Consider the following 23,509-nt stretch of genomic DNA (forward strand, 5'->3'; position numbering starts at 1 on the left):
AACTTTCGGCCAGGGTCGGAAACGATTCCGGCCTGGAGCTGGTCTCGCCCGGTCCCCTCATGCGGCTGGAGCTTGCGGAAAAAATCACCCAGCTCTGTCAGGCCAACTCCCTCTGGCCCATGACCTTCGGTCTCGCCTGCTGCGCCATTGAGATGATGGCCGTGGGCATGGCCCGCTTTGATATTTCCCGGTACGGAGCTGAGGTCTTTCGGCCCTCTCCCCGACAGAGCGATCTCATGATCGTGGCGGGCACGGTGAACAAGAAAATGGCCGAGGCCGTGGTGACCCTCTATGAGCAGATGGCCTACCCGAAATGGGTTATTGCCATGGGCAACTGCGCCATCTCCGGCGGGCCCTTTGCCGTTGCGGAGAATTACGCGGTGGTGGAAGGGGTGGACAAGCTCATTCCCGTGGATGTCTATGTGCCGGGCTGCCCTCCGAGACCCGAAGGGCTCATTGAGGGGATTCTCAAGCTTCAGGAGAAAATCGCCGGAACCCGCCATCCCTTCCCCCAGAACCGTCATCCGCAAAGGGGGGGCAAGGCATGAAGGCAGAAACCCTGATCAGCCGCATGGAGGCTTTCTCGTTGAAGCCCGCAGACTATGCCGTAAAGGGCGTGCATGTGGAGGGGCTTCTTGAAAAGGAAGACTGGCGCAAAGCGGCCAGCGCATTGTTTGCCGAAGGTTTTTACCTTGTCTTTGTCAGCGCCGTATCCCTGAAGCCCGCCGCCTGTATTGTCTGTCAGTTTGCCCGGCACGACAGTCTTCTGCGGGTGAACCTCCGGATGTTCGCCTTAAACGACGAGGCTCCCACCATTTCGGACATCTTCCATGGCGCCGCCTGGTATGAGCGGGAAATCCACGATTTCTTCGGCATCACCTTCACAGGCAACGAGGATATGCGTCCCCTCATCCTTTCGGAGCTGGATGCGGGCTTTCATCCCCTGCGCAAGGGAGATGCGGCCTGTCTGGAGGCGGAAAAACTGGGTTTTATCGTGGTGGAGAGGGAGGCGGAATCCGCAGCCCAGGAAACCCCAAGTCAAGGGAGCCCTGAAAGCGCATGATGAACGAAGCACACAAGGATAAGGGGCGGCATCGCTTCCTCCTCAACATGGGACCCCAGCACCCCGCCACCCACGGGGTTCTCCGTCTGGTGCTGGAAATGGACGGGGAGTATGTCCTGCATCTCGATCCCGTCCTTGGCTATGGCCACAGGATGCATGAGAAAATGGGCGAATCCCGGCCCTGGCCCGCCTTTCTGCCCAACACGGCCCGCATGGATTATCTGGCGGCCCTGCCTTACAACCATGGCTATGTCAGCCTTGTGGAAAAAATGGCAGGTATCGAGGTTCCCCGCAGGGCGGAGTTCATCCGTGTTGCCACCTCGGAGCTGAACCGCATCGCAAGCCATCTGCTCTGGGTGGGGGCCTTTCTTCTGGATCTCGGGGCCTTTACCCCCATTCTCTACGCCTTTGATGACCGGGAAGAAATTCTCGATATTCTGGAAGACATCACGGGTAGCCGCCTCACCTATTCCTATTTCCGGGTGGGTGGGGTGTACCGGGATGTGGATGAAAAATTTGTCGAGCGGAGCCGGACCTTTATCCAGAGGATGCGCAAGCGGCTGGATATTTACCATAAACTGGTTACGGGTAACATCATCTTCATCAAGCGTTGTGAGGGCATTGGCATCATCACCGAAGAAATGGCCCGCCGCTATGGCGTGACCGGGGCCAACCTCAGGGGATCGGGCATTGCCTATGACATCCGCCGGGCGGAACCCTATTCCGTGTATCCGGAGCTGGATTTTGAGGTACCCGTGGGGAAAAACGGTGACAGCTATGATCGCTATCTGGTTCGGATGCAGGAAATCGAGCAGAGCCTTCGTATTCTGGAACAGGCCCTGGACAGGCTGCCCGAAGGGGAGTTTAAGGGGAAAACGCCCAAAAAGATCAAACTGCCGCCCCATGCCGCCTCCTTTTCCGTGGAAGCGGCCAGGGGGGAGCTTCTCTATTATATGGTGGGCCAGGATTCGGATATTCCCTATCGCCTCAAGGTGCGGGTGCCTTCCTATGCCAACTTAAGCCTCATTGCTGAGCTCTGCCAGGGGATGCTGATTTCGGATCTTGTGACCGTGATGGGCAGCCTTGACCTCGTAATCCCGGAAATTGACAGGTAAATACCATGATGGATATTGCTTTTTTACCGCCTGAGCTTGTACGCATGCTGATCTGCGCCCTTCTGGTGGTCTCCGTGGTCTTTGTGAACGCCCTTTTCATGGTGTACGCGGAAAGGAAGATCGCAGGGCACATCCAGCGCAGGCCCGGTCCCTATGAGGTGGGCTGGCACGGGATTCTCCAGACCCTGGTGGACGGGCTCAAGCTCATGACCAAAGAGCTGGTGGTGCCCAACACCGCCAACCGCCTTTTGTTCCGGGTGGCCCCGCTTCTGGCCTTTACCCCCGTGGTCATGCCTTTTCTTGTGCTGCCCTTTTCCGAGAAGCTGACCGTTCTGGATCTCGATATTGGCCTCATCTTCATCCTTGCCATGGCCAGCCTCAACGTCATGGCCATTCTTGTGGCGGGCTGGAGTTCCAACAACAAGTATGGTCTTTTCGGCGCCATGCGCTCTGTGGCGCAGAATATCGCCTATGAAATTCCCATTCTGCTCTCCCTTCTGGCTGTGGTGCTCATCACCAATTCCTTCAGCATGAAAACCATTGTACACGCCCAGATTTCAGGGCTCTGGTTCTGCCTTGTGCAGCCTGTGGCCTTTATCATTTATCTGGTGGCGGCCGTGGCGGAAACCAACCGGGCGCCCTTTGACCTTCCTGAGGCGGAAAGTGAGCTCACCGCAGGCTTCCACACGGAATACTCGGGGATGGGCTTTGGCCTCTTTTTCCTTGGTGAATACACCAACATGTTTGTCGTGAGCAGTGTTGCCGTTGCCGTATTCCTTGGCGGATGGAGCGGCCTGCCCCTTCCCATGGACGCATGGACGGGAGCCCTCTGGTTCCTTGTGAAGGTGTATATCCTGATGTTCATCATGATCTGGATCCGCTGGACGTATCCCAGGGTGCGTTTTGACCAGCTCATGAATCTTTCCTGGAAATACCTGATTCCCTTTGCGCTCCTTAACCTCATTGTAACGGCGGTGATCGTAAAACTATGAGCGGCTATTTTTCCGACCTCTACCAGGGCACAAAAAGTCTGCTGGTGGGCCTTGGCGTGACCTTCAGGGAAATGCTCAGGCCGACGGTGACGGTGCATTACCCCCGTGAAAGCCTCACCATCACTCCCAATTTCAGGGGGCATATCGAGCTTGTGCCGGATGATGAAACGGGCGCTACCCGCTGCATCACCTGCGGCATGTGCGCCAAGGCCTGTCCTTCGGCCTGCATCACGGTGCGCAGTGAAAAACCGGAAGGCTCCAAGAAGAAGGTACTGACGGGCTTTGAGCTGGATTTTACCCGCTGCAGTCTCTGCGGCATCTGTGTGGAAAGCTGCCCTGCGGATGCCATTGCCTATTCCCAGGATTACAGACTGGCAGGATTTTCCCGTGAGGACTTCCACATGGATCTTCTCCTGCGCCTCGGAAAGGGAGGTCATTCATGACAGCCTATGTTTTCATCGCAGAGGCCCTCTTTTTCGCCTTTGTGGTGCTCATCTTCATGGGAGCCCTTCTGGCCGTGCATGCAAGGCTGCTCATGCATGCGGTTTTAGGCCTTGCGGTCTGCCTTCTCGGTGTGGCGGGGATTTATTTTTATCTCGGCAGCATCTTCCTCACCATGATGCAGATCCTCATTTATGTGGGGGCCATCTGTATTCTCATGGTTTTCGGGGTCATGGTGGGCTACACGCCCCAGGAGATCGCAGAAAGCAATTTAAAGGGCAAAAACCGTTTTCTGGCCTTAGGCGCTGCCTTTTCCGGTTTTGTTCTGCTCCTGACCGCTCTGCTCCGGGCCACCTTCAGACCGGCTGCGGAAACCGTGGGAGATTTTTCCCTGCCCTGGCTGGGGGAAACCCTTCTGTACCGCTACTGCCTTGCCTTTGAACTCATTTCCGTGGTGCTGCTGGCCGCCATCATCGGCGCCATCATCCTTGCCACCGGCGGAAGGGAGACGGAAAAATGCTGAGTGTAAGTACAAGTCTCACCACCTACCTTGTCATTGCCCTGGTGCTTTTTGTCATGGGGATTTATGGCATGGTGCGTCACCGCTCCTTCATGGGCATGCTCATTTCAACGGAGCTGATCCTCTGCGGCGCTTCCATCAATTTCATGGCCTTTAACCGCTTTGTTCTGGCGGATCCGGCCACAGGCCAGGTCTTCACCCTTTTCATCATGGGGATTGCCGCTGCCGAAGCCGCCATTGTGGTCAGTTTCATTCTGGCCGTTTACCGTACGTACAGAACCGATGACCCCAGTGCGGTTCAGGATCTGCGTCATTAACCCGAAGCCAATTTGAGGCAAACCGGTATGGAAACCATGATTACCAGCAAGATTCTCCTGCCCGTGCTCCTGCCCATGCTCACGGCCATGGCCGTGATGGCTTCGGGCGCACGGCCCAACCTCAGGGAATCCTTTTCCCTTGCAGGCGCGGTGCTGACCTTCATCTCCGTGGCCCTGCTCCTGCCCCATATCCTGAAGGGGGGAAGTTACGCCTATACCTTCTTTGAACTCTGGCCCGGCATTTCCGTGAAGCTTCACATTGATGCCTTAGGGCTCCTGTTTGCCGGTACGGCTTCTTTTCTCTGGATTCTTGCGGCCATTTACTGCATCGGCTACATGCGGGGCTTAAACGAGCATGCCCAGACCCGTTTCTACGTCTGCTACGCCGTTTCCGTGGGTGCGGCCCTGGGCGGGGCCTTCTCGGGCAGCCTTTTCACCCTCTACCTTTTTTATGAGATTGTTTCCATCTTCACCTATCCTCTGGTCATGCACCATCAGGATGAGGAAGGTTATGCCGGAGCAAGGCAGTACATTGTCTATCTCATGTTCACCTCCAAGGCCTTTCTTCTTCCGGCCATGGCCATCATCTACGTGCAGTGCGGCACCCTGGATTTTGCCGCAGGCAGCATCGCTTCCGGTATCTTCCCGGCGGACGCTTCCCGCTTCCTTGTGGGGGTAAGCTACATCCTGCTCTTTTTCGGCTTTGCCAAAGCCGGTGTCATGCCCCTTCACTCCTGGCTGCCCTCGGCCATGGTGGCCCCCACGCCGGTTTCCGCCCTGCTCCATGCGGTGGTGGTGGTCAAGATCGGGGTCTTTTCCGTCTGCCGCATCATGCTTTCTGTGTATGGGGTGGATCTTCTCGCGGATACGGGGCTTGGGCTGATCACGGCCTATTTTGTGAGCTTTACCATCATCACGGCTTCCGCCATTGCACTCACCAAAACCAACCTCAAGGCAAGGCTTGCCTATTCCACGGTGAGTCAGCTCTCCTATATTATTCTCGGCGTAGCCCTTCTGACCCCCAACGGCATCACAGGCGGTCTCATCCACATCGCCAACCACGGTTTTGCCAAGATCACCCTCTTTTTTGCGGCGGGCTGCATCTTTGTGGCCACCCAGAAAAAGGACATCCGGGAAATGGCGGGCTTAGGCTTTGCCATGCCGCTTACCATGCTGGCCTTTGGCCTTGCCTCCCTTTCCATGATCGGGGTGCCGCCGGTATCGGGCTTTGTGTCCAAGTGGTATCTGGCTCTCGGCACCATGGACATCAACAACCTGATTCTGCTGACGGTGCTCCTGGTGAGCTCCCTTCTCAATGCCGGATATTTTGTTCCCGTGGTACTCACGGCCTTTTTCGGTAAACCCGAAGACGGGGGAGGCGGGCCGTCCGGTGTCCGGATGCTCGAAACCCGTCCGCTGATTCTGTTGATGGTGATTCCCTTATGCATTACTGCGGCCATTTCCGTACTCATCGGCATCCGGCCGGATCTGCTGCTGACCCTTGTCCATCTTCTGATGTGAGGCTTTTATGGGACGATTCATGACCTGGCTCCGGGAGCGGGCCTTGTGGTTCAAATGGGCATTTTTCGCCTTTCTTGGTGGGGCGGTGGCCTATGATTTCATGGCAGAACGCCATGACCCCCATTTTTTCGGGGACACCCTGATCGGATTCTGGAGCGTATTCGCCCTTCTGGGCTGCCTTGGCATGATTGTGCTGTGCAAGGGCATTTCCCACGCCTGGCTTATGAAGCAAGAGGATTATTACGATGACAAGTAGTATGCTTTCGCCTCTGGCCCTGCTGCACCCCTGGCTTGTGCATCCGGCCACCCTTTTTATCCTGGGGGCCCTGCTCATGCCGGTGTTCTGCCGGGCGAAACTGAAAAACGCCGCCCTGGTGATCATTCCCCTGCTGGCCTTCTTTCAGATCAATGCCCTGCCCGAAACCTTTGGTCAGGTGTCCTGGATGGGCTTTGATCTTGTTTTTGGCAAGGTGGACAAGCTCACCTATGTCTTCCTCCATGTCTTCACCCTCATGGCGGTGATCGGTTCCCTTTTTGCCCTCAAGGTGGAGGACTGGGGCCAGCACACCGCCGCCTGGCTCTATGTGGCGGGTTCTCTCGGGGTGACGCTGGCCGGGGATTACCTCACCCTCTTTGTCTTCTGGGAGCTCATGGCCGTGGCTTCCACCTTTCTTGTCTGGTACAGGAAAAAGAAAAAGTCCATGGAGGCGGGTTTCCGCTATCTTCTGGTGCATATGCTGGGGGGCCTTGTGCTTCTGGCGGGGATCTTCCTCAAATACCGGGCCACGGGCGGGGATCTTTCCTTTGTGCAGATTCTGCCCTCGGATGCGGGTCTTGCCGATTACCTCATCATGATCGGTTTCATGCTCAATGCCGCCGTGCCGCCCATCCATGCCTGGCTGCCCGATGCCTATCCCGAAGCCACGGTGACAGGGGCGGTCTTTATGTGCGCCTTTACCACCAAAACGGCGGTGTATGTCCTTGCCAGAGCCTTTCCCGGCTTTGAGGCCCTTGCCATTCTGGGGGCCATCATGACCCTTTACGGGGTTGCCTACGCCGTCATCGAAAACGATGCCCGGCGTATCCTCGCCTATCACATTGTCAGTCAGGTGGGGTACATGGTCTGCGGTGTGGGGATCGGAACGGCCATGGCCCTCAATGGTGCTGTGGCCCATGCCTATGCCCATATTCTTTACAAGGCCCTGCTCTTCATGGGTGCCGGGGCTGTACTGGAAATGACGGGCCGCTCCAAACTCAACGAGCTGGGTGGACTCTACGGAAAAATGCCCCTGACCCTGATCTTCACCGTCATCGGCGGCATCGCCATCTCGGGCTTTCCCCTTACCTCGGGCTTTGTGTCCAAATCCATGATCATCGCCGCAGCGGGCGAGGCCCACAGAACGGGGCTTCTCCTCATGCTCTCCCTTGCGGCCGTGGGGACCTTCCTTTCCGTGGGTATCAAGCTGCCCTATTACATCTGGTATGGCGGTAAATCCGAGCCTTCGGTACCCCATGCCCAGGATCCTCCGGGGTGCATGCTCTGGGCCATGGCCATGGCGGCCTTCATGTGCTTTTTCCTTGGGGTGTATCCGGAGTTTCTCTACCGCATGCTGCCCTTTGACGTGAATTATGAACCCTACACGGCCTACCACCTCTCCGAAACCCTCCAGCTTCTGGGCTTCACGGGGCTGGGTTTCTACCTCATGGTGAAAAAACTGGGGCCGGAGCCGAAGATGAATCTCGATCTGGACTGGTTCTACCGCAAGGGAAGCCTTGGCTTCATGGCCTTTGCAAAGGGGCCTCTGTCCCGGGCCAACGACTGGGTGGGGGAGGTGTACCGCACCATCGGCCTTGCCTGGACCATGGTGACGGCCAGAGCCCTGTCCTGGTTTGACAGGGAAGGCATTGATTATGTGGTGGACGGCTCCGCCAAAGGGGTGCTGGATGCGGGAGACAGACTCCGCCAGGCCCAGACGGGAAAAATTCAGCATTACATCGGCGCTGCGGCGATCCTGCTGTTTGGCATTATGATCGTGGTGATCCTCCTTTAAAAAACCGAAGACCCGGATACGGTATTCAAGATGACAAATGTTCTCCTTTCCAACAGTCTGGCTTATCCCATTCTCTCGGTGGTGCTGCTGACGCCTCTGGCCGGCGCTGCCTGCTGCTTTTTCATCCGGAACCAGACCGTCCTGAAACTCTGGGGTCTTCTGGTCACCCTCATGACAGCGGCGCTGAGCCTGCCGCTCTGGACGGCCTTTGACCGCAGCACGGCAGCCTATCAGTTTGTGGAGGTGCTGGACTGGTTTCCCACCATCGGCCTTTCCTATCAGCTGGGGGTGGACGGCATTTCCGTTCTTCTGGTGCTGCTCACCACCCTCATCATGCCCCTTTGCATTCTCTGCTCCTGGAAATACATTGAGCACCGCCTGGCGGAATTCATCTTTGCCATTCTTGTGATGGAAACCGCCATGATCGGGGTTTTTGTCAGCCTGAACACGGTGCTCTTCTATATTTTCTGGGAAGCCATGCTCATCCCCATGTACCTGCTCATCGCGGTCTGGGGCGGACCCCGCAAGGATTATGCGGCCATCAAGTTCTTCCTCTATACCTTTGTGGCCTCCATCTTCTTTCTTGTGGCCATCATCGCCCTCAGGGTCAAGGTGGGTACCTTCTTCATCCCGGATCTCATGGCAGCTTCCTACAGCTTTGGCTGGCAGGCCTGGATTTTTGCGGGCTGCGCTTTGGCCTTTGCCGTGAAGATTCCCATGTTTCCCTTCCACACCTGGCTTCCCGCCGCCCATGTGGAAGCGCCTACGGCGGGTTCCGTGATTCTGGCTTCCATTCTGTTAAAAATGGGTGGATACGGTTTTCTGCGTTTCTGTCTGCCCATGGCACCCCAGGCCACGGAATTTTTTGCCCCCTTTCTCATCGTCCTCTCCCTGGTGGGCATCCTTTACGGCGGTTATCTGGCCCTGGGCCAGAGTGACATCAAAAAACTCATTGCCTATTCCTCCGTGGGCCACATGGGCTTTGTGACCTTAGGGATTTTCCTTCTCAACATGGAAGGTCTCAAAGGGGCCATGCTTCAGATGATCAACCACGGCATCACCACGGGTGCCCTCTTTATCTGCATCGGCATCATCTATGAGCGCACCCACTCCAGGGAGCTTCAAGACAATGCGGCGCTGGGCATGTTCATGCCGGTCTATGTGACCTTCCTCGGGATCTTTTCCCTTTCTTCCCTGGCCTTCCCCGGAACCAACAGCTTTGTGGGCGAGTTTCTCGTTCTCATGGGGGCATTCCGAAGCCAGCCCCTGGTAGGTGCCATCGCCATTCCCGGTGCCATTCTGGCGGCGGCCTACATGCTGCGCATGCTTCAGAAGATGGTCTGGGACAAAAGTGACGGTCATGCCCATGCCCATTCCCATGGGGAGGCCGCACTGGAGGGCCTGCATGGACATGAAGGGGAAGAAGGGGGGCATGGCGATGAGCATGATCATGGTCATGGTCATGAAAGAAAACTCTGGGATCTGGATCTTCGGGAGATGGCCTGTCTGGCCTTTCTTGTGGTCTTTGTCTTCTGGATCGGTCTGCATCCCCAGCCCGTGCTTTCCGTGATGGATGCCAGCATCAGTCACCTTCTGGAACAGGTGGCCGCAGGTCAGGGGGCGCTTGGAGCCGGAACCGGTCACTGAAAGGGTTTTCGGGATAAAAGCTCCGGCGTTCAGGAATTTTTACTTCAGTTGTTTTGAACATGCACTTGCCAACCTCAAGGTTTAGGATCGATACACCATGGATATGATGGAATTTCTCCCCGAACTGGTCCTCATCGGGATGACCCTGGTCTTTTTCGGGCTTTCCCTGTTCAATGCCGCTCCGGCCCTGGTGGGCAGGGTTGCCCTGGGAGGCTCAGGTATTCTCATCCTTGCGGCTGTGGCTGGCCTGAACGCCGAAGGCATGCTCTTTTTTGACGCCTACCGTGTGGATCTGTTTTCCCAGACCTTCAAGCTGATCCTGGCCGCAGGTCTGGCCGGTGTTCTGGCCCTGGCTTCGGGGTTTCCGGGGGTACGCAGGGAGCTTTCTGCGGAATACGCCATGTTTCTTTCCATCTCCGCCATGGGACTCACCTTCCTTGTCAGTGCGGTGGAGCTGCTCACCCTTCTGCTCTGCCTTGAGATTTCCTCCTTTGCCCTTTATGTGGCCATTCCCATGCGCAAAGGGGCCCACCGCATCCAGTATGAAGCGGGCCTCAAGTACGTGCTCTTCGGAGCGCTCTCAACGGGCATCACGGTTTTTGGCATGAGCTATGTGGTGGGACTTACGGGAACCACCTATATTGCAGAACTCGGCCCCCTGCTGCCGGAGCTTCTTTCTTCCCAGCCCCTGGGGCTTATCGGTTTTCTTATGATTCTTGCGGGTTTTTTCTACAAGCTGGCCCTTTTTCCCATGCACTTCTGGACACCGGATGTCTATGAAGGGGCTGCCAACGAAACCACAGCCTTTGTGGCCACCCTGCCCAAGATCGCGGCCGTGGCCCTCCTCATCCGCCTTGTTGCGGCATGCGGCGTGGATTCCGGCCATCTTGTGTGGATTCTTGCGGTATTCGCCGTTCTTTCCATGACCTACGGTAACCTCGCAGCTCTGGTGCAGAACGATATCAAACGTCTTCTGGCCTATTCTTCCATCGCCCATGCCGGTTATGTCATGGTGGGTATCCTTGCCATGGGGCCCGAAGGCTTCAGTGCTGCCATCTATTATGTTTTCGGTTATCTTGTGATGAGCCTTGGCTGTTTCTATGTGGTCTGTCAGGTGGCGACTTCTGGTGAAAACTTAAGCTTCGATGGTCTGAAGGGCCTGCATCGCAGATCGCCTCTTCTTGCCTTCACCCTGGCCGTTGCGGCCTGTGGTATGGCGGGGATTCCCCCTGCCGTGGGTTTTCCCACCAAGTTTCTTGTGTTCACCGCAGCCATTTCCAAGGGCTATTACGGTCTTGTCATTCTTGCGGTGATCAATGCGGCCATCTCCGCCTTTTACTATCTGAAACTGGTGCGGGCCGCCTATGCCCTGCCTGAAGGAGAAGTGGCCGGGGAAAGACTTCGCCAGGGTCTTCCCGCAGCCGTTTTCGGTGTGCTGATTACCGCCGTGGTGCTGGGGGCAGGTCTTTTTCCGGAGTCCCTGGTGTCCATGGCAAAGGATGTGGTGGCTGTTTTGCTGTAAGTCTTTTGATTGATGTAGAGGTGTAAAATCCTGCCCTGCTGTCACTTGGATACAAGAGTCAGCAGGGTTTTTTGTCTTTTGAGGGAAGAAGCGGTCTAAAGGGAATCCTTAAAGAAGAGGAGATCCGGATAAAGCCCTATCCATGAGTGCGTTTTGCAGCTTCGCCACGGTAAAAAGGAGACTTCGTACCAGTAACGGGTGGATTTTCTGACTGACGATTGGGGCAGATGATTGGTCATATAAGGCAAATTTTTTTGTATTCCAGATCACTTGGGAATGCCCACATCATGTCCGGGGATTTTTTGAAAACGGCAGGTGGAAACCATGGAGAGAAGAGAAGGAAGAGGGGTTGGTTTGGGCCTTCCTTTTTTCCCACCCGGGTTTTTTCTTAGGGTTTCCCGGGTAAGAACAAGGATGAAAACGATTAAGACTACGTTTTTTTACTGGGTCAGCATCCAAACATAAAGTTCTTTGGTGGCAGGATCTTCCCACATCTGACGGATGATGGCCTGGATGGTTTCACCCGAAGTGGTCTGGATACTTACGGCCTCCATGTGAGTGCTGGCGCTTTCCCGGGTACCTGTGGTCTGAATGGCTTGCCAGGACTGGACCCGTGTGCCCTTCTGGCGGGCGATTTCATCAATGGCTCTGGAAATGGCCAATTCCCGCTGGGCGCTTACTCCCTTGATATGGGGGCGGGCAATTCCCACGCCACCCATGCGGCCTTCAATGGAGGGGTTCAGAATGAAGGAGGGACGGGTTTGGGCGTTCTGGGGACCTGTGCCGGAACTGTGGGGTGTACAGGCTGTGAAGATCAGGGTGGGTATGAGCAAGAGGAAAAGTTTTGTGGGCATGGAACCGGTCCTTTCGTGGCGGCGTGGGATGGCAGAAAAGCGCGGGATGCACTTGAATGCTTGTCCAGGTCTGCGCCGTCGCTCCCCATCTTTTTGATCCTGGGCCTCTGTCCCCAGGTCGGATCAGGTGCAGGGCAGAAAATGGGAAGGCAGACTGCCCATGGGGCAGCCTGCGCTTTGGAATCTGAATTAGTTATTAAAGTCCTGGAACTCTTTGGAAATCACCGCATCCAGCTCGTCATGGGCCTTCTTGGCCTGGAACTGCTGCCACAGGGCCTGGTCATTTTTGTAGGAGCTGGTAACGGCGTCTTTGGCGGCTACGCGGACGGCTTCAGGATCAAGGATCATCCACACAAAAAGTTCGCCATTGGGCGCACGCCACATGGAGCGCATCTTGGATCCGTTCAGGGTCTGGTTGGCCACCTGGCGGGAAACCTGGGAGGAAACGCGGTCAACGGTTTCATCATCCCCGAGACCCGTGGCCTGGGTGAAGTTTTTCACCATGTTCTGAACCTTGATGCTCATCTGACGCGCCAATTGATCCCTGCCATCCGCCAGGGCCTCGTTGCGGGCAAAGGCAAAACCGGCTTTGCCGATTTTTGCCGTACCCACAGCAGACACACCGCCTTCCACATCGGGATTAAAGACCCAGGCCGGGGCGTCCTTGTATTCATCGGGCATGCCAGTGTCGCTTACGGGAGTCTGTTTGGGCGCACATGCGGCGATGAGGGCGACAAGGCTCATCAGGACCACGGCTTTGAGCAACTGTTTTTTCATGGAATCCTCCGTCTTGTTTTTTGGGGTGCGGGTTGAATGAATCAGAGACATGACTTTTTTTTGTTGATTGAAGCTCTGCGCAGAGAGATCTTTCCATTCCGGGTGCAGAGCCTTAAAAACCTGGGGGCGATTTTAGGAAAAAAAAGACCCGTTTCTCATGTGTTTTTTCCTCTTGTAAAGCAAAGAAGATACAACGTATGACGCAGAGCATCAACACTTTCTTTGAGGCTCCTAGCGGCCTTTGTATCTTGCCTGATATCCCTTGTACCGGGGGGTTACTTTTTTCATGTAGTTGCGGGTTTCCTCATGGGGCAGATCTTTTACGAGTTTGTTATAAACCGCATCCGGGGACATGGTATTGATGATGGTTGCCGCACTGCGGATATTGGTGTTTCCCGTAAAGGCCCTTGCCACATTGCCCGCACCGGTGTTGTAGGCGGCAATGCTGCAATAGAGTCTGCTTTCCGGGTTCTGAATGGCGGAGAGGTAGCGGTAATACAGAATGTGCAGGTAGGCGCTCCCCATCTTGATGTTGTTGTCTGCATTATAAAGATAGGAGGGAGAAAGCAGTTTCTGCTGCCCATAAACCAGAGCGGAGGCATCTTTGCCTGCGGATTGGGGAACAATCTGCATGAGACCATAGGCTGGGATATGGGATTTGGCCATGGGATTGAAGGAACTTTCGCTATGCATGATGGAGACAATGAGAGCCGGATCTATTTTGTGTTCTTTGGCGTAACGCAGAATTTCTCTGTCATAGGTCGCGGCTTTATCGCTGAGCGTCACATCCGGAAGAGCAATGGTGAAGGTGTGGATACGGTTGGCGGGATCCGGCGCGGTTCTCTGGGTTTCCGTGCTTTTTTTGGCAAGGTCCGTTGCGGTGTTAAGAACCTGGCGGGCGCTGGGTTTTTCTGTACCTGTGAGGGCTTTGGTGAGAATGGGTTCGGGTTTTACCTTGTCTGTCACCACATTCTGAGAGGCTTCGGTGATCCTCTTTTCGATGTTCCGGGAGAGGGTATCATTGTCAAAGGCCTGGGCCGATGTGGCTGTGACCAGGGCCTTTAGCCGTTCTTCCAACTCTTTTTTGACATCTTTTTTATCTGCGGACGCCTGGATTTCAATGGTGATGGTGTTCTTTTCAAAATCCACCAGGGTGCGGTTTTTCATGTTCTGACTGTATTCCACCCATTGGGTGGGGGTGCTTACCACTTCATCGCCCCAGGATTTTCTGATCTGGTTTTTGTAGTTTCGGAATTCTTCCTGGATGATTTTCTGGTATTCACGGAATTCTCGGTTGATTTGTTCCTGATAGTTACTGAAAGCGCTCTGCTGTTCCTTCATGTACTCTTCAAAGGACTGGGCGAGTCCGGAAGAGGCCATCAGCAGGAGGGCCGGGAATACCAGGGCCAGGATGCGGGTTGGTACATTGCGCATGGCGGGACTCCTTGGGCTGTGGATTGGAATGAAGTTTTCAGACAAACGTGTCTTCAAGAATAAGGCTGACAGACGCATGCTGAATCCTTTACGGCATGGAACCGGGTGCTGCCCTGATGCGGGAGTGCGGTTGCAGGAATTTTTTATAGGTAAGGATTAGCATTTATTTTTTGTAGCATCATGCGCTATAGAAAATCCATGAAAAAGTTTTACGGGATAAGGATCCGTCTGGTGGCTCCATGGCGGATCGCAGGGAGAAAGAAGGGAGAATAAAATGTTCTGGAATCGCCTGGCTTCTTTTCTTTTTGTTGTGTCTGTCATGGCAGCGGGCCCCTTTTTCTATGCAGGGGCGCTTCTCATCTGGGTGGTAACCCGGCCCTTTGATCCGCGTTTGCGTCTTTTGCATCTTTATGCCTGCTTCTGGTCCACCTGCCATTACTGGACCATGCCCACCTGGAAATTTGTGGTGAGCGGCAAGGAGTACATTGACAGGAAAGCCACCTATGTGGTGGTGTCCAATCATCAGTCTCAGCTGGATATTCTCGCGGCTTTCCGGACTTTTTTCCATTTTAAGTGGGTATCGAAGATTGAGGTTTTCAGGCTGCCCTTCATTGGATGGAATATGCGGCTGAATGGGTACATTCCCTTGAAAAGGGGGGATAAGGACAGCATTCTGGAAATGCTGGAGAAATGTCGGCAAACCCTCAGAGAGGGGAATTCCGTTTTTATTTTTCCCGAAGGCACCCGGAGTGAAACGGGAATTCTGAGGCCTTTCAAACCCGGAGCCTTCCAGCTGGCCCATGAGCTGAAGCTGCCTATCCTGCCCATTGCCATTGATGGTACAAGGGAGGTTCTGCCCAAGTACAGCCTGGAGCTTAAAAGCCAGGCACCCATGAAAATTCAGATTCTTCCGCCTGTGGCCTATGAGGATTTTCAGCACATGTCGGTGGAGGAAACCGCAGCCTTTTTCCGCAGAAAGATCGGAGCCCATGTGAGCGCCCATAAAGAAGAAGTGGTCGCAGAAGAACCCGCTCTGGCTCGCTGAATTCCCGGCGCTGAGTGATTTTTTGGCTTCAGCCCATGGCCTTTGTGAGGCCAAGACGGATACCAAAGCCCAGAAGAAGACCTCCGCTGGCCCCTTCCAGCCAGCGTGTGAAGGTGGGCTTGTGAAAAAGGCCACGCAGGCGGTGCAGGCTGTGGGCCACAAGGCAGAGCCAGAAAAGGGCCATCATGAAGTGCAGGGCCGCGAGGAACATGGATTTGAGGAATATGGGGTCCTGGGGGCGGATGAACTGGGGCAGAAAGGCCATGTAAAATACAGCGGTCTTGGGGTTGAGAATATTGGAAAGAAAACCTTCGGTAAAGGCTCTGCCCACAGATTTGGGTACGGGAGGTTCGGAACCCTGCGGTGGCAGGGCGGAAAGAGCAGGGGGTTTTCCCATGGCCGCGCGCAGACTTTTGATGCCAAGCCAGATGAGGTAGAGGGCACCCAGAGTTTTGAGAAGGGAAAAGGCCGTTGCAGACCGGAGCAGAATCAGAGAAATTCCAGCTGCAGAAAGCCCTGCATGCATGAAAAGCCCAAAGCAGATCCCAAGGGAAGTGATGTCTCCTTCCCGCCATCCGCCCCTGAGGGTATTGCGAACCACAAGGAGGGTATCTGCACCCGGTGCAAGGGTGAGCACAAGCATGGCCAGGAGGAAGGTAAGAAGGGAAGCGTCAAACATGGGCGTCTCCTGAAAATAAAAAGGGCTCAAAGGACATCAGAGATCTCTGATAGCCCCTTGAGCCCTTCTTGTCCAGATCTGCTTTTTTGGGGGCTCTCAGCCTCCTTTTTTCATGGAGAGGCGGGAGACTCCGTTACCAGGGCGTACACGAGAGGGGCGATGTGGGAAACCTTGCGCTCCATGCCGGATTTTTTGGCTGTATACCCCAGGTTAAATATGCAGAAAGGGCAGGTGGAGACCATGGCCTTTTCTGTGGAGGCTTCCAGCAGTTTTTTTCCGATGGACATGGAAAGATCCGGTGCAAAGGAACGCACCCCGGCCCCGGCCCCGCAACAGCGGGAATCTTCGCGGCTGTCTGCCATTTCCTTTAAATCAAAACCCAGGCTGCGAAGCAGCGTTCTCGGGGCATCATAGATTCCGGCCTTTCTCCCGAGTTTACAGGAGTCGTGGAAGGTGAGGGTGCCGGAGGCGGGGGTGAAGGTCAGACGTTTTTCTTCAAAAATTTCAAGCATTATCTCACTGATGTGCCGTACTTCAATGGCAAAATCCCGGAGCATTTCCTTATAATAGAAAGAAAATGTGCGGTGACATCCGGCGCAGGGCACCAGGATGCGGAAGATGCCGAGATTTTTGAATTGGGCATGCATTTTTTCAAAAATCATGCGGGCTTCTTCACGTTTTCCGGCATTGTAGGGATAGATGCCGCAGCAGAATTCATCCCCCATCAGAGTAAAGGGAATTCCTGCTTTTTTCAGAAGAAAATAGGAGGCCCGGGCTGTGGCCATGTCCAGATAGGAGGCCATGCATCCTAAGTAAAGGAGGGTGTCACAGGGCTGATCTATGGGGGCTTGGGATCTTTCTTCCTCGGGCAGCCAGTCCAGGCGGGTCTCGGGATCCTTGTTCACCGCATTCCGTTTGGCAAAGATGGAAGCAATCATTTCCTCATGCCTTGGCAGGGGGCCTGCCCCCCTTTCCACCATGAACACTTTGCCCTGGGCCAGGGCTGCGGAGATGGGAATGTCCATGGGACAGACCGTATCGCAGCGACCACAGTCCGTGCAGGTGTAGAGGTTGTAGGTATCTTCGCTTGTGAGGCCTTCCCGGGAGAGGAGGCGGCTGATAATCCCGAGACGGTGCATGGGACTTTTTTCCTCCTCCCCTGTGGCTTCAAAGGTGCAGCAGACGCTGAGGCAGGTTTCGCAGGCGTTGCAGCGTTCACAGACTTCCTTCAGATGGCTCTCATCCATATACCCCTGTTGTGTCATGGTGACCTCCGTACGATGAATGGTTGGAATGTGAATGCCTATCCATACCCCCTATGTGTGCTTTTTGCGATCCTTTATTTCAGGGTGGAAAAGGGAGGGGGAAAAAGAAGACAGGAATTTTTTTGTGGACACGGGATTGTGGCTTGTGTTTTTGTATGTAGATATTTTGCATACAAATAAAGGCCTGCTTCCGTTACGGAGCAGGAGGCAAAAAAACACGGATATCCGAATGATTCACCGCTAAAGGGGGGAAGAATGCAGATCACGGTCATCAGTGGCAGTCCCAAGGGCGAACTCAGCGTTACTCTCCAGTCTGTGCGTTACATGGAAAAAAAGTTCCCGGAGCATGTCTGGCATTACGTGCATGTGGGCCAGACAATCCGGAGTATTGAGGAAAAGACTGAAAAACAAGGAGAGATTGCAGAGCTGGTGAGGGCTTCGGATCTGGTACTCTTTGCCCAGCCCGTTTATACCTTCACCATTCCTTCCCAGCTCAAGCGTTTTATGGAACTCCTTTTCAAAGTTGACCTGGGGCGGGCTTTTTCCGGGAAATATGCGGCGGTCCTCACCACTTCCATCAATTTTTTTGACCACGCCGCCCATGCCTACATGCGGGCGACCCTTGAGGATCTGGGCATGCGGTTTGCCGGGGCTTTTTCCGCAGACTCCTATGATCTTCTGCAGGAAAAAGAGCGGTTGCGGCTGGAGGCTTTTGCTGGGGATATGCTGGAGACAGTGGGGCGCAGACGTCCGGTGACAAGGGCTTTCGCTCCCCTTGTTCACAAGGCCTGGAACTACAAGAGCGGCGAGGCTTCCCCCGCTCTGGATGTTCAGGGAAAAAAGGTGCTCATCATCCAGGATAGACGATACCCGGCTGAAAATGCAGGCGCCATGGCAGATCGCATGGTCGCCCGTTTTCCGGGCGCAGATCGTCTGGTGCTGGAAGAGATTTCCATGGCCGGAGGGTGTCTTGGCTGTGTGCAGTGTGGTTTTGACCACCAATGCGTGTATGCGGGGAAGGACGACTTTATTGCCGCCTATGAAGAACGCATTAAAACCGCAGACATTCTCTTTTTTGTCATGAAGGTGGAAGACCGCATGTTTTCCGCACTGTGGAAAACGTTTTTTGATCGGGGCTTTTACAATACCCATACGCCGACACTGCGGGGAAAGCAGCTGGGCTTTCTTGTATCCGGTCCTCTGGGGCAGATGGGGCCTTTCCGGGAGGTACTCACAGCCTTTACGGAATGGCAGGGCGCTGGGCTTGTGGACATGGTCACGGATGAGTGCTGCGAGGCCCCTTTGCTGGACGCTTTGCTGGATACCCTGGCTGAGCGGGCTGTGGAAGCCTGGGAAAGGGGATTTGTGTCGCCTGCCACCTTCCTGGGCAAGGGGGGGATGAAGGTGTTCCGGGATGATGTTTTTGGCCGCCACCGTTTTGTTTTTCAGGCGGATCATACCTGGTTTGAGGCCAACGGCATTTACGATTTCCCCCAGGATGACAAGCGGGCCATGGAAACCAATGCTTTTATGTTTGATGTGATGAAAGATCCCGGCACAAAAGAAGCCATCCGGAAGATGCTCAAATCCGAGATGGTGAAGCCCATACGCAAGGTGGTGGACCGATTGCCCTGAAAACAGAAAAGAAGACGGCTCTGGGGGAAAAAAGCCCCTGAGAGGGGCTGGCGTTTCAGGGTGCCAAAGACGGATGTGATGTTTTTTTAAGTCAAGGTATGCAAAGAACAATCCCCGGAAACCTTTTGATCAGGCACACCGGGGATTGTCTCCATAGAACGGAAGAAAAACTTCTTGCCGTATCAGCGGAACAAGGCTCTGATGAAACAGCTTTCCACAGGTTCCGGATCGGGGGAGCGCTGGGTGGAAAGGGCTTTGAGACAGACGTTGGTATCAGCTTTTTCGTCTGTCATGTCTTTCCAGGTATTGCCATCCGCGCTGATGAAGCTCTGGCCTTTCCGGGCTGTGGCTTTGCTGGAGTAGGCTTCCTGAGGTCCTTCAATGGCAATGGGGGGTTCCGTATCCTGGGTCTGGATACGGACCACGATGGAAAAGGACTGACTTTTCTGGAGGGGAACTTCCCGCTCAAGGTCAATGACGTGGTAGCCGGGTATTTCCTTGGTGATCGTCCAGGGGCCAAAGGCAAGGACACCGCTGCTGGGGTTGGAGGGATCGGGACTGGTGTATACGGAAAGGGTCAGTTCCGCATGGGGGCTGAGGGTGTAAAGGCCTGCGGCTTTGAGGTTCTGATCTTCTTCGGCGTGGAAGATATTGCTGAACCACTGGGCCTGGCTGTCATCGCCCGTTGCATAGGCACCCGTTGCACCCAGGGGGTCATGAAAGTGGATGATGTCATAATTTTCAGGGCGGGTAATGACATAGGCATAGGCGTCTTCTCCCGGGTACTTCCCTGTGAAGGCGTCGTAATAGGAAACATAGAAGTAGCCGTCATCGCCCCATTCTGTTCCCCAGGAATTCTGGACAATCCAGGCCCCATCTCCCGGAGGCTCCTGCAGAAAGTTTTCCTTGGGGTAGGTGTCATCCCATCCCACGGCGAGAACGGCGTGGTTACCTTCCTCAGAGTCTCCTGTGTAGTAGAAGGCTCCGGTTTCCGGGTTGAAGCTGTCGTTGAAGGTGGGGTCTTCTTCACCTTCTTCCGGGAGGTCAACGTATACATCAATGTTGACCGCTCCGCTGTTCTGGAGAAGATACTTCACGTTATTCACAAAATGCTCCCCCGCAGGGGCGATGAGGGCTTTGCGGAGCAGGGCAACGTTGGGTGCATCCGCAGGGGGGGCTGTGTCAAAATCTTTATAGGGCGCATCTTCTTCCGCCACAATGCCTGTCCAGCGGCTGAGCATGGCCATGGGTATGGGCGCATTGGCGCCTTGTTCATAAAGGGAGTCTTCGGGATTGATATCAAAGCCCACAAGGGTTTCGTTGATATCGGTGAAGGCATAATAGGCAAGGTGTTTTTCGGAAAAGTCGGGGTTCTGCCACCCCTGCACCAGAGCGGAGGATTCTGAGGATCCCAGGGCTGCAAAGGACCAGCAGGTGCCCCAGGGGTTTTGATTCTTCACCACCGTGACCTTGTGGTTTTCCCGGAGATCAAAGCGCACAGGAAAACCCCCGGTTGCATCCATGGCTTTTCTTGCGGAAGGTGCAATGGACTGGTTGTAAAGGTGATGCAGGTTTAAAGGGGCGGGTCGTTTGCCTGTGATCCTTTGGGGGGAAGGGGTCCCGGGGACTGGGACGGAAATCCCTAAGGGTTTGCGGGAGAGGCTGTGGCTTTCCCGCCAGGCTTCAAACTTTGGGTTCAGAGGAGCCATTTTGCCCGAATCCTGGGCATAGGCGGGAAATACGAGGGCTGCTGCGATGAGGATACCGCATAACCGTCTGTACATGAGGACTCTCCTTGTGGAATCTCGGGGTGGGCAGGGCCCGTGAAAAAAGCATGGGCTTTTTTTTACCTTTATTCGTCGAGGTTTCGCAAGTTTTATCTTCACCCTTACGCGGCCATGGATTGTGAAGGGCTGAGGCTCTGTGATATACGATGTTCACAGGGGTTTTGAATGTTTTATGATCTGGAGAAATGGAGGTTTTCCATGGAAGACAAGAGCCCCCATGTCCGTCCTGCTGCTGTGGCTTCCATGTTTTATCCGGGCCATCCCCAGGGGCTCAGAGAGGAAGTGCGCGTCCTTCTGGAACAAGCCCCTGATTTCCCTGGGCTTGTTCCCAAAGCCATGATTGTTCCCCACGCAGGGTATGTGTATTCCGGCCCTGTTGCCGCAAGAGCGTACAAGATTCTTAAGGCCTTTGCAAAACGCATACGCCGGGTGGTTCTGCTGGGTCCGGCGCACAGGGTGTATGTGAAAGGCCTGATTGTTCCCACATCTCATTGCTTTGCAACACCCCTGGGAGAAGTCCGGCTGGACGAGGGCTGCCTGAAGGATCTGGTCAGGGATTTTGCCTGGGTTCAGGTTCTGGACCTTGCCCACTCCCTGGAACACAGTCTGGAAGTACAGCTTCCCTTTTTACAGGAAGTTCTGGATGATTTTGTCCTTTTACCTCTGGTGGTGGGTGAAACCCCCGCTCCAGAGGTGGCTCGTGTGCTGGCGCGACTCTGGGGAGGGGAAGAAACCCTGATCCTTGTGAGTTCGGATCTCAGCCACTACCACGATTACGAGACAGCGTGTAGAGTGGACGGGGAAACGGCTTTTGCCATTGAAAATCTGGACACCAGCGGCATTACGCCTAAGGCGGCCTGTGGAGCCTATCCTTTGCGCGGACTCCTTCTTGCGGCACAAAGCAAAGGGCTTTGCGTGCATCGTCTGGGGCTCTGCAATTCCGGGGATACGGCGGGGGACAGGAAGCGGGTCGTGGGATACGGAGCCTGGCTTTTTGCGGAGAAAGCACCATGAAAGAGCTTTTGTTGACCACAGAGGAAAAGGGTATTCTCATTCGCCTCGCCCACAGGGCCATTGCGCAGGGATTAGAGGGAAAAAGACCGGACAGGACGAAAATTGGAGAGTTTTTGGGAAATCTCAGTGAAAACCGGGCTTCCTTTGTTACGTTGTATGAAGGAAAACGCCTGCGGGGCTGCATCGGTTCCCTCATTGCCCACCGCCCTCTGGCCCTGGATGTGATGGAAAACGCGTATAATGCAGCCTTTGAGGATCCGCGGTTTGCCCCTCTGAAAGAGAGGGAACTTGCGGAGATCTGTCTGCGGATTTCCGTTCTGACGCCTCCGGAACCCATCCATTTTGAGTCCGAGGCGGATCTTATTGCAAAACTGAGACCCGGCGTGGATGGTCTGATCCTCCGGGATGGAATCCATCAGGCAACCTTTCTGCCCAGTGTGTGGGCAGAACTTCCAAAGCCTGAGGTTTTTCTTGCTCACCTGAAAGTTAAAGCCGGTATGCCCGCCTCGGGGTTCTCAAAAAACCTGCGCGCAGCGCGCTATACCACAGAAGAGTTCTCCTGATCGTAAGATTTTACCATGGGAGTCTGTGGTGAACATGTCTTAGCAAGGAGAAAAACCATGCATTCTCCCACCATCTATGCCCGGAAACTGGAAGATGGCCGCATGGAGTGCCAGGTCTGCCCCCATGCCTGCCGTCTGGGTGACGGGCAGCGGGGCAGGTGCTTTGTGCGCATGGGGGCGAGGGAAGATATTGTCCTCACCACCTACGGCCGCTCCAGCGGTTTCTGCATTGATCCCATCGAAAAAAAACCGCTTTATCATTTTTATCCGGGAAGCCCTGTGCTGTCCTTTGGCACGGCGGGCTGTAACCTGAGCTGTTCCTTTTGCCAGAACTGGCACCTTTCCCGCTGCCGGAGCATGGACAGGCTCATGGCAGAGGCCAGCCCGGAGGCCATTGCGGAAGCGGCTTCTGTCCATGGCTGCTGCAGTGTGGCCTACACCTACAACGATCCTGTGGTTTTTTTTGAATACGCCATGGACACGGCGGATGCCTGCCGGGAAAAGGGAATTTTTTCCGTGGCTGTTACCGCAGGCTATATCCATGGAAAAGCGAGGGAGGATTTTTTTTCCCGTATGGACGCGGCCAATGTGGATCTGAAAGCCTTTTCAGAGGATTTCTATAAAAAGTTCTGCGGCGCTTCCCTGGCTCCGGTTCTGGATACCCTGCGTTATATCCGGAGGGAAACCCGAATCTGGCTTGAGATCACAACCCTTCTCATTCCCGGGTGCAACGACGGGGAAGGGGAGATCCATGCCCTGTGTGCCTGGATTCTCGAACATCTGGGGCCGGAGGTGCCGCTGCACTTCACAGCTTTTCACCCGGATTTTAAGATGGCGCATCTGGAAAGAACCCCCCTTGCCACCCTGATCCGGGCCCGAAACCAGGCCCTTTCCCTGGGGCTTTTTCATGTATATGTGGGCAATGTGCAGACCGGCGAGAAAGAGAGTACCTTCTGCCCCCACTGTAAAAAAGCCCTCATCGGGCGTGCAGGATACCGTATCACGGACTGGGGCTTGGGCGGGGGCGGTATCTGCCTTGCCTGCGGAAAGCCCTGTGCCGGACATTTTGGTGCCCTGCCCGGAGATTGGGGGCCCCGCTGTTTGCCTTTGCGTTTTTAGTTAAAGGGGTCAGACCCCTTTTCAACCATGGAGATGCCAAAAATCCCCATCGGCTTGGGCAGAACGGCACGGCGGAATTGGGCCATATCGTGCGTTTTGTAGTAAATTCCCCCGTCGTTCCCCGTTACATTATAGCCACAAAACCAGA

General features: G+C 54.9%; 22 protein-coding genes and 1 pseudogene. 17 read left to right on the forward strand and 6 right to left on the reverse strand.

The features are described from left to right. Window positions 1–77 precede the first annotated feature (77 nt). From RBR60_RS12665 to RBR60_RS12720, 12 genes and pseudogenes are all read left to right on the forward strand, one after another. Window positions 78–548, forward strand: a pseudogene (locus tag RBR60_RS12665) (NADH-quinone oxidoreductase subunit B); the annotation flags it as partial. After that, window positions 545–1,063, forward strand: coding sequence for an NADH-quinone oxidoreductase subunit C (locus RBR60_RS12670; RefSeq protein ID WP_320357334.1), 519 nt, complete (start codon window positions 545–547; stop codon window positions 1,061–1,063). The pseudogene RBR60_RS12665 and the gene RBR60_RS12670, both read left to right, overlap by 4 nt. After that, a complete protein-coding gene (locus RBR60_RS12675; protein WP_320357336.1) occupies window positions 1,060–2,178 on the forward strand; it encodes an NADH-quinone oxidoreductase subunit D in 1,119 nt (372 codons plus the stop codon). Before RBR60_RS12670 ends, RBR60_RS12675 begins: the two co-directional genes overlap by 4 nt. Before the next feature lie 5 nt (window positions 2,179–2,183). Next, a complete protein-coding gene (gene nuoH, locus RBR60_RS12680; RefSeq protein ID WP_320357340.1) occupies window positions 2,184–3,170 on the forward strand; it encodes an NADH-quinone oxidoreductase subunit NuoH in 987 nt (328 codons plus the stop codon). Further along, window positions 3,167–3,613, forward strand: a complete 447-nt coding sequence (locus RBR60_RS12685) for an NADH-quinone oxidoreductase subunit I (protein ID WP_320357342.1) — start codon at window positions 3,167–3,169, stop codon at window positions 3,611–3,613. The genes nuoH and RBR60_RS12685 overlap by 4 nt, the downstream gene beginning before the upstream one ends. Next, window positions 3,610–4,134, forward strand: coding sequence for an NADH-quinone oxidoreductase subunit J (locus tag RBR60_RS12690; protein ID WP_320357344.1), 525 nt, complete (start codon window positions 3,610–3,612; stop codon window positions 4,132–4,134). Before RBR60_RS12685 ends, RBR60_RS12690 begins: the two co-directional genes overlap by 4 nt. Then, complete coding sequence (nuoK, locus tag RBR60_RS12695) at window positions 4,128–4,448, forward strand: NADH-quinone oxidoreductase subunit NuoK (RefSeq protein WP_320357346.1); 321 nt, start codon at window positions 4,128–4,130, stop codon at window positions 4,446–4,448. Before RBR60_RS12690 ends, nuoK begins: the two co-directional genes overlap by 7 nt. Window positions 4,449–4,475: 27 nt before the next feature. Beyond that, window positions 4,476–5,969 (forward strand): monovalent cation/H+ antiporter subunit D family protein, encoded by a 1,494-nt coding sequence (locus tag RBR60_RS12700; RefSeq protein WP_320357348.1) that lies wholly within the window; start codon window positions 4,476–4,478, stop codon window positions 5,967–5,969. A 19-nt stretch (window positions 5,970–5,988) separates the two neighbouring features. Continuing rightward, window positions 5,989–6,225: a hypothetical protein gene (locus RBR60_RS12705; RefSeq protein ID WP_320357350.1), complete on the forward strand. Its 237-nt coding sequence runs from the start codon at window positions 5,989–5,991 to the stop codon at window positions 6,223–6,225. Further along, complete coding sequence (locus RBR60_RS12710) at window positions 6,215–8,020, forward strand: Na(+)/H(+) antiporter subunit D (RefSeq protein ID WP_320357352.1); 1,806 nt, start codon at window positions 6,215–6,217, stop codon at window positions 8,018–8,020. The genes RBR60_RS12705 and RBR60_RS12710 overlap by 11 nt, the downstream gene beginning before the upstream one ends. A gap of 30 nt (window positions 8,021–8,050) precedes the next feature. Beyond that, window positions 8,051–9,667 carry an NADH-quinone oxidoreductase subunit M gene (locus RBR60_RS12715; protein ID WP_320357353.1) on the forward strand — a complete coding sequence of 539 codons (1,617 nt, stop codon included), beginning with the start codon at window positions 8,051–8,053 and terminating at the stop codon, window positions 9,665–9,667. A gap of 97 nt (window positions 9,668–9,764) precedes the next feature. Beyond that, window positions 9,765–11,189 (forward strand): NADH-quinone oxidoreductase subunit N, encoded by a 1,425-nt coding sequence (locus tag RBR60_RS12720; protein ID WP_320357355.1) that lies wholly within the window; start codon window positions 9,765–9,767, stop codon window positions 11,187–11,189. A gap of 440 nt (window positions 11,190–11,629) precedes the next feature. Here the strand turns inward: RBR60_RS12720 and RBR60_RS12725 are convergent, their stop codons facing one another. From RBR60_RS12725 to RBR60_RS12735, 3 genes are all read right to left on the reverse strand, one after another. Next, the gene (locus tag RBR60_RS12725; RefSeq protein WP_320357357.1) at window positions 11,630–12,043 is read right to left on the reverse strand and encodes a hypothetical protein; all 414 of its coding nucleotides are present in this window, start codon (window positions 12,041–12,043) and stop codon (window positions 11,630–11,632) included. A 189-nt stretch (window positions 12,044–12,232) separates the two neighbouring features. Next, complete coding sequence (locus RBR60_RS12730) at window positions 12,233–12,820, reverse strand: LPP20 family lipoprotein (RefSeq protein ID WP_320357359.1); 588 nt, start codon at window positions 12,818–12,820, stop codon at window positions 12,233–12,235. Window positions 12,821–13,051: 231 nt separating this feature from the next. Next, the gene (locus RBR60_RS12735) at window positions 13,052–14,254 is read right to left on the reverse strand and encodes a murein transglycosylase domain-containing protein (protein WP_320357361.1); all 1,203 of its coding nucleotides are present in this window, start codon (window positions 14,252–14,254) and stop codon (window positions 13,052–13,054) included. 274 nt (window positions 14,255–14,528) lie between these two features. Here RBR60_RS12735 and RBR60_RS12740 point away from each other — a divergent pair, with 274 nt between their 5' ends. Continuing rightward, the gene (locus RBR60_RS12740; RefSeq protein ID WP_320357363.1) at window positions 14,529–15,299 is read left to right on the forward strand and encodes a lysophospholipid acyltransferase family protein; all 771 of its coding nucleotides are present in this window, start codon (window positions 14,529–14,531) and stop codon (window positions 15,297–15,299) included. A gap of 28 nt (window positions 15,300–15,327) precedes the next feature. On the opposite strand, the gene RBR60_RS12745 is transcribed toward RBR60_RS12740, so the two are convergent. Beyond that, complete coding sequence (locus tag RBR60_RS12745; RefSeq protein WP_320357364.1) at window positions 15,328–15,978, reverse strand: LysE family translocator; 651 nt, start codon at window positions 15,976–15,978, stop codon at window positions 15,328–15,330. A 110-nt stretch (window positions 15,979–16,088) separates the two neighbouring features. Beyond that, a complete protein-coding gene (locus RBR60_RS12750) occupies window positions 16,089–17,243 on the reverse strand; it encodes a (Fe-S)-binding protein (protein ID WP_320357366.1) in 1,155 nt (384 codons plus the stop codon). 255 nt (window positions 17,244–17,498) lie between these two features. On the opposite strand from RBR60_RS12750, the gene RBR60_RS12755 reads away from it, so the two are divergent. Next, complete coding sequence (locus RBR60_RS12755; RefSeq protein WP_320357368.1) at window positions 17,499–18,878, forward strand: NAD(P)H-dependent oxidoreductase; 1,380 nt, start codon at window positions 17,499–17,501, stop codon at window positions 18,876–18,878. Window positions 18,879–19,060: 182 nt separating this feature from the next. On the opposite strand, the gene RBR60_RS12760 is transcribed toward RBR60_RS12755, so the two are convergent. Then, on the reverse strand, window positions 19,061–20,662 hold the full coding sequence (locus RBR60_RS12760) for a lectin like domain-containing protein (protein ID WP_320357370.1): 1,602 nt from the start codon (window positions 20,660–20,662) through the stop codon (window positions 19,061–19,063). Between the two features lie 201 nt (window positions 20,663–20,863). On the opposite strand from RBR60_RS12760, the gene amrB reads away from it, so the two are divergent. Genes amrB through amrS form a run of 3 tightly spaced genes read left to right on the forward strand, consistent with a single transcriptional unit; the run spans window position 20,864 to window position 23,361 of the window. After that, window positions 20,864–21,679 (forward strand): AmmeMemoRadiSam system protein B, encoded by an 816-nt coding sequence (amrB, locus tag RBR60_RS12765; protein ID WP_320357372.1) that lies wholly within the window; start codon window positions 20,864–20,866, stop codon window positions 21,677–21,679. Beyond that, window positions 21,676–22,242, forward strand: a complete 567-nt coding sequence (gene amrA, locus RBR60_RS12770; RefSeq protein ID WP_320357374.1) for an AmmeMemoRadiSam system protein A — start codon at window positions 21,676–21,678, stop codon at window positions 22,240–22,242. The genes amrB and amrA overlap by 4 nt, the downstream gene beginning before the upstream one ends. Before the next feature lie 57 nt (window positions 22,243–22,299). Beyond that, window positions 22,300–23,361, forward strand: coding sequence for an AmmeMemoRadiSam system radical SAM enzyme (amrS, locus tag RBR60_RS12775; protein WP_320357376.1), 1,062 nt, complete (start codon window positions 22,300–22,302; stop codon window positions 23,359–23,361). The last annotated feature ends 148 nt before the right edge of the window (window positions 23,362–23,509 follow it).

This window comes from Desulfobotulus sp. (genome assembly GCF_034006065.1).
Classification (GTDB): Bacteria; Desulfobacterota; Desulfobacteria; order Desulfobacterales; family ASO4-4; genus Desulfobotulus.